At 72.7% G+C, this 10436-nt stretch carries 8 protein-coding genes; 5 read left to right on the top strand and 3 right to left on the bottom strand.

Annotation, left to right across the window (positions count from 1 at the left end; all coding sequences use genetic code 11):
• Positions 1-885 precede the first annotated feature (885 nt).
• Positions 886-1785 carry a diguanylate cyclase domain-containing protein gene (locus ACFE8Y_RS18555; RefSeq protein ID WP_375465858.1) on the top strand — a complete coding sequence of 300 codons (900 nt, stop codon included), beginning with the start codon at positions 886-888 and terminating at the stop codon, positions 1783-1785.
• Positions 1786-1816: 31 nt separating this feature from the next.
• Here ACFE8Y_RS18555 and ACFE8Y_RS18550 read toward each other — a convergent pair whose 3' ends face one another.
• From ACFE8Y_RS18550 to ACFE8Y_RS18540, 3 genes are all read right to left on the bottom strand, one after another.
• A complete protein-coding gene (locus ACFE8Y_RS18550; RefSeq protein ID WP_375465857.1) occupies positions 1817-4468 on the bottom strand; it encodes a DUF3772 domain-containing protein in 2652 nt (883 codons plus the stop codon).
• Positions 4469-4794: 326 nt separating this feature from the next.
• Positions 4795-4977, bottom strand: coding sequence for a hypothetical protein (locus tag ACFE8Y_RS18545; RefSeq protein ID WP_375465856.1), 183 nt, complete (start codon positions 4975-4977; stop codon positions 4795-4797).
• Positions 4978-5026: 49 nt separating this feature from the next.
• Positions 5027-6328: a glycosyltransferase family 4 protein gene (locus ACFE8Y_RS18540; protein WP_375465855.1), complete on the bottom strand. Its 1302-nt coding sequence runs from the start codon at positions 6326-6328 to the stop codon at positions 5027-5029.
• Between the two features lie 105 nt (positions 6329-6433).
• Between ACFE8Y_RS18540 and ACFE8Y_RS18535 the strand changes: the two genes are divergently transcribed.
• The 4 genes from ACFE8Y_RS18535 to ACFE8Y_RS18520 all read left to right on the top strand — a co-directional run.
• Positions 6434-7708 carry a glycosyltransferase family 4 protein gene (locus ACFE8Y_RS18535; protein ID WP_375465854.1) on the top strand — a complete coding sequence of 425 codons (1275 nt, stop codon included), beginning with the start codon at positions 6434-6436 and terminating at the stop codon, positions 7706-7708.
• Positions 7709-8025: 317 nt separating this feature from the next.
• Positions 8026-8379, top strand: coding sequence for a phasin (locus ACFE8Y_RS18530; RefSeq protein ID WP_375465853.1), 354 nt, complete (start codon positions 8026-8028; stop codon positions 8377-8379).
• Positions 8380-8533: 154 nt separating this feature from the next.
• A complete protein-coding gene (locus tag ACFE8Y_RS18525; RefSeq protein ID WP_375465852.1) occupies positions 8534-9184 on the top strand; it encodes a hypothetical protein in 651 nt (216 codons plus the stop codon).
• A 136-nt stretch (positions 9185-9320) separates the two neighbouring features.
• On the top strand, positions 9321-10436 hold a 1116-nt coding region (locus tag ACFE8Y_RS18520), incomplete at its 3' end, for an N-acetylmuramoyl-L-alanine amidase (RefSeq protein WP_375465851.1).

Genomic DNA, 10436 nt, shown 5'->3' with positions numbered 1-10436 from the left:
GCCCGCCCTCCGCGAGCCTTCGGGAGGAATATAGGCGTGCGACGCGGATTGCGCAGCGCCCACGGTTGGGCGCTGATAGACCGCGTCCCCGATAAGATCCGGCCCCGTTGGGGAAGCACCTCTCGATCTGACTCTTCGGAGCGTCCCCTTCCCTCCCCCACTCCGCGGGCTTGCGGATGCACACATCGCTCCACGCGATGCGAAATGGGCGCGGGCCCCCTCTCCCGTTCGGGAGAGGGACGGGGTGAGGGATGAGAACGCACCGGAGAGGTCACGCCCCTCATCCCAGCCCTCTCCCATCCAAGTCGGGCCTGCCCGACTTGGACATCCGAACTGCACATCTCGGGCAAGCCCGAGATGTGTGGGGAGAGGGGGCCGCCCGGCGCTTCGCCCGATCCACGCAGCACCGGTCTCAAGATGTGTGAGTCCGCAAGCCCCTGCGGAGGAGGGTGGCCCTCGCGTGAGCGAGGGTCGAGAGAGGGGCGTGCGCTATCCGGAAGTGTCGCTCCCCTCTCCCGACCCACTTCGCGGACCACCCTCTCCCACCAAGTCGGGCTTGCCCGACCTGGGCATCTAAAGTGCGCGTCTCGGGCAAGCCCGAGACGCATCGGGGGAGAGGGAGAAGCGCAGAGCGGAACTCCTTCCGCTTCGCGGTATACCAAGCCTCACGGGGTACGACCCGTGAGGCTCAGTGTTAAGAAGCCGTTAGGCGAACCCGACGTAGTCAGGACGGATAAATCGACCAGACGCAGGGGCGAGCCCGTACGCATGCCCGACTCGGGGAACCATCCGGGTTCCGGTCGTTCCGATCCTCCGCATGCCGATCCTGCGCAACGCACGGACCCGGCGGCCGCCTCGGCGACGTTCCCGTCCGCGCGGGCACAGGTGCGCCTGATCCGCCAGGAGGCCGAGCGCCTCGCGCGCCGCCAGCGCACCTTCGAGCGAGCGTCCGCCGCGGCCGGCCTCGGCCTGTGGGAGTGCCGGCTTCGCGACGAGGCCCTGGACTGGTCGGACGGCGTCTACGACCTCTTCGAGATCCCGCGCGGATCGGTTCTGCGGCGCGGGCGCACCCTCGAACACTATTCCGGGCCGTCGCTGCGCGAACTCGAAGCGATCCGGGCCCGCGCGATCGCGGACCGTACCGGCTTCCGCCTCGATGCGGCGATCGTCACGGCCCGCGGCAGTCATCGCTGGATCCGGCTGACCGCCACGGTCGAGGCCGAGCACGGCGTTCCCGTCCGCCTGTTCGGGATCAAGCAGGACATCACCGAGGAGACGCTCGCGGCGGACCGGGCGCGCCACCGCGCCGAGTTCGATGGGATGACGGGCCTTGCCAACCGCCTGCGCTTCGAGGACCGGCTCGCGGGCCTGTGCGGGTCGAATCGCGCCGGGCTGCTGATCCTCGTCGACCTCGACGGCTTCAAGCCGGTCAACGACACGTTCGGGCACGCGGCGGGCGACGCCTGCCTGAAGGAGGCGGCGCAGCGCCTCGCCGGCGTTTGCCGGGCGGCCGACCTCGTGGCGCGCATCGGCGGCGACGAGTTCGCCGTCCTGATCGCGGGCAGCCTCGACGCGGCTGCGGCGGACGCGCTGGCGCAGCGGATCATCCGGGCGCTGGGCCTGCCGATGCGCCACGGCGCGGCGTTCGTCCGGATCGGCGCCTCGGCCGGCATCGCGGCGATTGCGGGCGGCACGCCCGCGCAGGTGTTCGCTCAGGCCGACGCGGCGCTCTACGCCGCGAAGGCCGCGGGGCGGAACACGGTCCGGACCTTCGGAGCGGGGTGACGGTGATCCGGGGGCGTCCGCCCTCACCTCGTCAGGCGCCGGCCTTGCGCAGGGTCCGCTCCCGCTGTCCGCCGACGGCCTCCTCGGACGCGGTCGCGCTCGCGGCCGGCGCCCGGCCGAACCGGCCGGCGATCTCGGCCATCGCCGCCTCCATCCCGTCGAGCCCCTGCACCGTGACGACGCTGGAGCCGGGGCCGAGCGGCGGTATGAAGCCGGCCTCGGACAGGGTTTTGAACACGGAGAAGTTCAGGTCGGTCTGGACCTTCAGGGCGAGCATCACGTCGACGATCATCACGACGAGTTCGAAGTCGAGGAACGGGTCGCCGATCTTGCGGAAGACGACGCGGGGGGCTGGCTCCTTCAGCACGTCGGGGTGGGCGCGCGCGCAGTCCATGATCAGTTCGGCGGCGCGCACCGGGTCCTGGTTGCGCAGGACGCTCACCGTGATCGAGACGCGGCCGGTGCGGTCGCCCCGCACCCGGTTCTTGACGATGCCCGAGATCAGGTTCGAGTTCGGCACGATGACCGCCGAGCGGTCGAAGGTCTGGATCTCGGTGGAGCGCACGGAGATGCGCTTCACGATGCCCTCGCTGTCGCCGATCACCACCTGGTCGCCGACGCGGATCGGCCGCTCCCACAGGAGCAGGAGGCCCGAGACGAAGTTGTTGACGATCGATTGCAGGCCGAAGCCGATGCCGACCGAGAGCGCGCCGGCCACGATCGTGAGCTTCTCCAGGCTCAGGCCCAGGTACGAGAACGCCAGCGCCAGGGTGAGCAGGAAGCCGCAATAGCCCGACACCGTCGAGATCGAGTTGCGCAGGCCGGCGTCGAGGTCGGTCGCCGGCAGGTAGGTCAGTTCCAGCCAGCGCTGGATCGCGCGGGTGATCGCGATGCCGAGCACCAGGATGCCGAGCCCCAGCGTGATGGTCGAGAGCGAGACCGTCACGTCGCCGACCTTGAACCCGAAGAAGGCTTGGCGGAGGGAGGCGACGATGTCGGTCGAATCGAGCCCCCAGGGCGCCAGCGCCAGCAGCGCGGCGACGAGGAACAGCAGCACGCGGGCCGCCCCGGTCGCGAGCACCGCGATCTGGTTGAGCGAGCGCTTGCGCAGGCCGGTGTTGGCCTGGAGCGCGGTGGCGATGCGGGTGTCGTCGGCCAGCGCGCCGCCGATGAAGGTGTCGGCGCTCTGGACCAGGAGGTAGAGCAGCACGAGCAGGCTCGCGGTCCAGACGAGCTGGTCGATGAGGAAGGACGCGAAGGCGACGTAGCCGATGAGCGCCGTGACCCCGATCACGCCGACCGCGGCCCAGCCGATCAGACGCGCCGGGCCGCCCAGCCCGGTCGTGGTCTTGGTCGGTACGTAGGGGCCGAAGCAGGCCTCCTCCTCCTCGTCCTTGTCGGCGAAGCGGTGCAGGCCGACGGCCAGGATCAAGGCGGTGGCGACCGCACCGAGGCCGCGGGTGGCGATCGAGATCGGCAGCGCCGCCGAGATGCCGGAGTTCAGCGCCTCGATCGACTTGACCACGGTGATCACCGTGGCGATGCCGACGGCCAGCCGCGTGACGCGCGTGGCGGCCGCATCCCCTACCGGGGCTGCCCGCCACGCCGGCACCTCCGGCGCGAGCAGGCCGTCGCAGAGCGCCTCGACGAAGGCGATGACGGCGAGCCCGGCCAGGATCGCGCCCGCCACCGGCAGGAGCCGCGAGGGCAGGAGGTCGGTGGCGTCGAGCGCGTAGTAGACCGCGTAGGAGCCGATCACGGCCGGCACGGTGCCGAGCAGCAGCACCCGCCACGCCGCGAGCAGGCTCGCCCGCCGGGTCGGATCGGTCGTCGCGGCGTCCCGCCGTCCGAAGCGCGGGGCGATGTTGCGGCGGCCGAAGTACAGCGCGACCGAGACGCCGAAGGCGAGGCCCAGCAGCAGCAGGTTGCCCAGCGTCCCGTTGCGGGAGAACAACAGCACGATGTCGGACAGCGCGCCCTGGAGCGAGCGCGTGTCGCGGGGGACGTCCGCCGCCACGCGGGCCCAGAGCTGCGGGCTCACCAGCGCCTGGCTGCGCTCGAACAGGCCCTTGGTGAAGGATTCCCGGCGGCGGTTCGACACCCGGTCGATGATCTGGTCGCCCTGGACGAGGAGCGAGCGCGCGAGCCGCTGGGTCTCGTCGAGGCGCATCACCGCGGCCTCGCGCTCGACCCGCTCGACCGCGACCTCGGGGCTCTCCTCCGCGTCCTTCGGCTTCGGGCCGAGCTGGGTCAGCCGCTCGCGGGCCGATTCGAGCGGCGCATCAAGCCGGGCGACGATCGTGCGGATCTCGTCGGTGACGGGGCCGACGCCGTCGCGCAGGGCGGCGAGCTCCGCCGCGCCGAGGTCGGTGCGCGCGAGGCCCTTCTCGCGCTCGGCGAGGTCGGTCTTGGCCGCGTCGAGCTTGGCCCGCACGGCCTTCAGGGCGTCGGACATCTCGGGCTTGGCCGGCGCGGGCTTGGCTTCGGGCAGCTTGGCTTCCGGAGACTTGATCTCGGCAGGCTTGACCTCGGCAGGCTTGGCTTGGACGGCCGGCGCCTGCCCGAACGCGGCGCCCGGCGCGAGCAGCAGCGCGGCGAGCGCCGCCGCCAGGACCGCGCGCATCGGGCCGCGCATCGATGCGCGGCGGACGTTCGGGCTGCGCGCGGGACGGCTCGAGCTCATGGGCGTCCTTTCGGCGGCGTGTCGTGCGCGGGCCGTGCGGACGCGGGTCCGGGGCCGAACGCAGGGGCGAACCGTGTCGCCGTGCCGGGAAAGGGGTCGGCTCTGGCCGAGCAATGGGGCGAAAGCGTGCCGATGCGTCGCAGGTGCGCCGGGACGACGCCCGGAATGCGGCCGGCCACGTGACGGTGCCGAGCGGCCAGCCGGCACCGTCACGTAGCTTCCGCGTTTAGGACGCCGCGGGCGGACGGGGCCCGCGGCGCAAACGAAGCGGACTGGCGCATCGCTCGTGCGCCGGCCCGTTCAACGCGTGGTCCGCTTCGACCTCGCTACTTGGTGATCTTCACCGAGATCGGATCGCTCGACGGAAAAGTCTCTTCGAGGGCGTCGTCGAGGCGCTCGTCCAGCTTGTCCGGGTGGTTATCCGGATGCGCGTCGTCGCCGGACTTGGCGCTGCCGTGCTGGAAGCCCGGCTTGTCGGCGTCCTTGGGCGTCTTGTGATCGTCGGCCATCGGGCGAACTCCTGGAGTCACGGGGCGCCGCGCTGGGCACCGGTCCCCGTCAACGCGAGGCGGCCCCGGGTGTTGCACCCGCGGCCAGGAGGGTCGGAGTATCGCGCAGGGCGGTCCGGGCAGCCGAGCGGCCGTCCGCCGCCTCGTGCATCACCGCGTCGTAGACCTGCCCGAGCCGGTCGAGGTGGGCGTCGAGACTCAGCGGTGCGGCCCAGTAGCGGGCATGCGCCGCCGCGCCCATCCGGGCCGCCACGGCGTCGTCGGTAAGCCGCCCGAGCTGGGCCGCCAGTGCGTCCGGGTCGCCGGAGCGGAACAGCAGGCCGGTCTGCCCGTCGATCACCGCCTCGCGGCCGGCGCAGGCATCGCTCACCACCACCGGCGTCCCGCAGGCGAGCGCCTCGTAGACGGTGAGCGGCTGGCCCTCGTACCAGACGCTCGGGAACACCAGGGCGCGGGCCTCCCGCATCAGCGCCTGCACCGCCGGCCCGTCGCGCCAGCCGAGCATCCTGGCCTCCGGGTAGCGCGCGGCCAGCTCCACCCGCTGCTCGCCGTCGCCGACGAAGACCGGCCGGACGCCCGCCCGCCGCGCGGCCTCCGCGAAGATCGGCGCGCCCTTCTCGGTGGAGATCCGCCCGACGAACAGGAAGTCGCCTGGCGCCCCCGCACGCAGGGGTTGGTGAGCGACGGAGATCGGGTTGTCGACCCGGTGGAACGTGGTCCCCCGCGGCAGGTGCGGTGCGACGACGCGCTCCTGAAGGTCGCTGATGGTGACGACGTGGCGGAAGATCGTCGGCAGCTTCGCGACGCGGGTCATCCCGAGGTGCCGGACCACCCGCGCGAGCTTGCGGGGATAGCTCTGCGCGTCGCAGTTGGTGGACAGGCACGCGCCCGACATCGGCGCCCGGCGGCAGATCGCGGCGGCCGGGTATTCGTAGAAGCCGCCGTTCGGGCAGACCAGGAAGAACTCGTGCAGGGTGTAGAGCAGCGGCAGCCCGGAGCGCCGCAGCGCCACGCCGATCGCGGGCGACAGCGCCTTGGCGAAGGCGTGGACGTGGACCACCGTGTCGGCGGGATCGCAGCGCGCGAGTTCGGCGGCGAGCGCCTTGGCCGCCGCGCCGTTCCAGATCGCCTGCGCGAGGAAGGCGAGCTTGTTTCGCGTCGTCGAGACGTCGTCCTGGCTCAGGCAGACCACGCGCACCCCGCCGGCTGCGAGGCGCGGGTCAGCCGGCCCGCAGGCGGCAAACAGCGTGACCTGGACGCCGCGCGCGGCGAGCCCGAGGGCGGCGTCGATCGCGACCTTGGCCTGGCCGCCGTTGACGTAGGCGTGGTCGGCGACGAGGACGACGTGCACGAGGCGGCTCCCGGCGGATGGCACCGCCTCGTTTACCGGACCGCAGTTGATCCCCCGTAAACTCGGGGATCACGCCGCGACCCCGCGGCCGTCCCCGGTGGCGCCATGCACGTCGTGATCCTGGCCGAGTTCGCGGGCCCGAGCGGGGGCGCGGAGAAGGTGGCGGTGGAATCGGCCCACGGCTTGGCCGAGGCCGGCATCGCCGTCACCTACCTCCAGGGGGTCGAGGGCCCGGTCGACCCGCTCCTCGACCATCCCCGCGTGCGGCGGGTCTGCCTCGGACTGCCCGACGTGTGGGGCCGCAACGCGCTGGCGGCCGCCGCATCCAGCATCTGGCACGCGCGGGCGGCCCGGGCGCTCGGCGACGCGCTCCGCCGGCTGCCCACGCCCCCGGACTGCATCCACGTCCACCAGTGGACCCGCAGCCTGTCGCCCGCCGTGTTCCCGGTGCTGTTCTCCGCCGGCGCCCCCGTGGCGCTGACGCTGCACGACTACTTCCTCGCCTGCCCGAACGGCGTCTACTACCGCTTCGACACCGCCGAGCCCTGCGCGCTCAGGCCGATGTCGGCCGCCTGCATCGCGGCGCCGTGCGATTCCAGGAGCCGCCTGCACAAGCTCGTGCGCGTCGCCCGCACGGCCGCGCTCGGGCGGGCGCTTGCGGGCCGCACCCTCCACGTCGTCCACGTCTGCGACGCGAGCCGCGCGCGGATGGGCAACTTCCTCGGCGGTTACGCGCTCCGGCACCACCGCATCGACAACCCCGTGCGGCTGGCCCCTGCCGCGCCGTCGGCGCCCGCGCGGGGCGAGGCCATCGCCTATGTCGGGCGGCTCACGCGGGAGAAGGGCGCCGACCTCGTCGCGGCCGCGGCCCGGGCCGCGGGCGTGCCGGCCCTGCTCATCGGCACCGGTCCGTTGGCGGTCGAGCTCGCCGCCCAGCCCGGCGTCGAACTGCTCGGCTGGCAGGCGCCCGAGGCGGTGCAGGCGATCCTGCGCACCCGCGCCCGGGCGCTCGCCGCACCCTCGCGCTGGTTCGAGACCGGGCCGCTCACCGTCTACGAGGCGTTGGCTGCCGGCATCCCGGTCGTCGCCTCGGACCGGTCCGGCGCTGCCGAGAAGGTGGCCGACGGCGTCTCCGGCTTCGTCGTCCCGCCGGAGCCGGAGGCGCTGGCCGCCGCCTTCGCGCGCCTGCGCGACGATGCGCGCACGGAAGCGATGGGCCGCGCCGCCCACGCCCGCTTCTGGGACGCGCCGATGACGGTCCCGGCGCACGCCCGCATGCTCGCCGACTTCTACCGCGCCCTTCGGTGCGATGCGATTGATGCAGCGCAGCATGCGGCGCGCGGCGACGACGTGTCCGTGCCGGTCCTGCGATCGGCTTGAGGTAATGTCACCGGCGATCCTCTCTGCTGCGAAGCTTGCACGGAGCACGCCGACGCGCTTGACCTGTCATGGTGAAGCGGTGCGGCCGGAGGGGTTCTGTTTCTGCCTGCGATGTCTGCTTCGCACCGTGCGATGGGGCGTGCGGTCCCCGTCACATCTTTGTGAGCGATGCGTATCCCCGCGATCCGCGTCGTCGCAACTCAGTGAGCGTGGTGGATCGCGTGCCTTGACTTCGTATTGCGATGCAACATAAGTCCGCTGCGCACGGATGGCTGCTTCGCCACCGGTCGCGACGAGACCCTTCCGAGGAGACGAACATGCAGACCCCGACCTTCGAGATTCCGACCGAGATGCGCGATTTCGCCGAGAAGAGCGTCGATCAGGCCCGCACCGCCGTCGGCACCCTGATGGGCAACGCCCTCAAGGCCGCCGAGCAGGTCCAGTCCTCGGGGCTGACGCTCCAGTCGTCGATGCAGGCGGCCGTCGCCAAGGGCTTCGACCACGCCCAGACCAACGCCAACGCCACCTTCGACTTCGCGCAGAAGCTCGTGCGCACCAAGGACATGCGCGAGGCCCTCGAGCTGCAGTCCGAGTTCGTCCGCAGCCAGATCGCCGCGATGCAGGCGCAGGCCAAGGACCTCGGCAGCCTCGCGCAGAACGCCGCGCGCTGAGCCGACGGTCGATCCCGGTCCGTCCGGGCCCCGTCCCGCCCCCCGGTGCGGGACCAGAGCGCCTTGCGTCCGGCTGCATCTGAGCTAGGTTCCGTTCTCTCGACGCGAGCCGGGTGCTGCCCGGCCCGACCAACGGTTCGAAGGACATCGAGCGATGGGCAAGCCGAGGACGCCGAAGGGTCGAACGGGCCGGGACGGCACGCCGCCGCACGAGCCGTCCGCGGCCGTGCTGGATGCCGCCGCCGTGCTGCGGGCGGAGCTGGGACGGGATGGGCCTGCGCAGGAACCGCTGCACGCGCACCTTCTGGACACGGTCTCGCCCGGGACGCTCGGCGGCCGAGCGCCGGTCGAGGCACCGGGCACCGCACCGATCCCGGCCGATGCGAACCTGTCCATCCCGGTGGACGCGCGCGGCAAGGTGCCGCCGACGCGCGTCGACACCAACGTGGTGACGCTGACGGTGCCGGTCGCCCCGCCGCAGCGCGCCGCGGCCTCCGAGCCGGAGGAGGCGCCCCCCGTACTTGCCGCGCCCTCCGGCCCGGCGCCGGCGTCCTGGCGCGCGGGAGCCCGCCGGCCGGAGGCATCCCTCAAGCAGGCGCTCGCGGGGATGGGCGGGACCCTGTTCGCCTACGTGCGCGGCGAGGGGGCAGCAACCGTCTCGCATCTCCAGGCTCTGAAGGACGTGCGCTCGCCCGCCGACGCGATTCGGCTTCAGGTCGGCGAGATCCAGCGCGCCGCGGACGCTTCGCTCACCTGCTGGAGCGAGCTGGCCCGCCGGGCCGTTCGCGTCGTCGCGCCCCGCTGACGCCGCCAGGAGGGAGCGGATCAGCCTGTCGCGTTCCGGCCACAGGCATGGGGTGATCGCGCCGGGTCCGGAAACCATCGGTTAACCATGCCGATCCTATGCCGTAACGGAGGGCACGGGAGGCAGTCTCAGACCGATGCAGCGACGTGCGCGCCTGATCCGTTCCACATTCGCCGCCGGGCTCGCGCTCGCCGCCGCGTGGGCGCTGACCGGCGCATATCCGGCTTCCGCGCAGATCGGCGACGGGTCCGGCCCGGCCGTGGCGATCGCAGCCGAGCTCGCAAGCGGACCCGGCGGCACCAAGCTCACCCTTACCCTGTCGAAGGCCGTCGAGGCCCGCGCCTTCGTGATGGAGCGGCCGGACCGCGCCGTGATCGACCTCGCCGAGGTGAACTTCCAGCTCGACCATGAGACCGGCCGCCGCCGCGACGGGCTGGTGCAGTCGTTCCGCTACGGGCTGTTCGCGCCGGGCCGCTCGCGCATCGTCGTCGATCTGGCCGGTCCGGCGACCGTCGGGCGGATCGAGACCGCGACGCGCCCGCGCGACGGCGCCGTGCTCCTCACCGTCCCGTTCCAGCGCGCCGAGCGCGAAGCCTTCCGCCGGGCCGCCGTCTCTGCCGGCCTCGCGCCCGCGCCGGCCCAGGCGGTCACCCCTGCGGGCCCCGCCGACCGGCGCCCGCTGATCATGGTCGATGCCGGCCACGGCGGCATCGATCCCGGCGCCATCGCCGTCGGCGGCGTGTTCGAGAAGGACATCGTGTTCGGCTTCGCGCAGGCGCTGGTCGCCCGGCTGGAGGCCAACGGCCGCTACCGGGTGGCGATGACCCGCGACCGAGACGTGTACGTGCCGCTGGCCGAGCGCGTGCGGCTCGCCCGCGACGCGAAGGCCGACCTGTTCGTCTCCATCCATGCGGACTCGATTTCGGCCGCGCCGCAGGTGCGGGGCGCGACGATCTACACGGGATCGGAGCGGGCGACCGATTCCGAATCCGCCAAGCTCGCCGAGCGCGAGAACAAGGCCGATGCCGCCGCCGGCGCCGATGCCGGGGACGGCCCGGCCGAGGTCGCCGACATCCTCCAGGAACTGACCTTGCGCGAGACCCGCGGCTTCTCGTCCAGCTTCTCCCGGACCCTGATGGGCCAGCTCGGACCGGTGATGGAGATGAGCACGAAGCCCCAGCGCGAGGCCGGCTTCCGGGTGCTGCGCTCGCCCGACGTGCCGAGCGTGCTGGTCGAGCTCGGCTACCTGTCG

Source organism: uncultured Methylobacterium sp. (assembly GCF_964242245.1).
GTDB lineage: Bacteria > Pseudomonadota > Alphaproteobacteria > Rhizobiales > Beijerinckiaceae > Methylobacterium.
The sequence above is the reverse complement of the archived record's forward strand: the minus strand, read 5'-3'. Positions and strand labels throughout refer to the sequence as shown.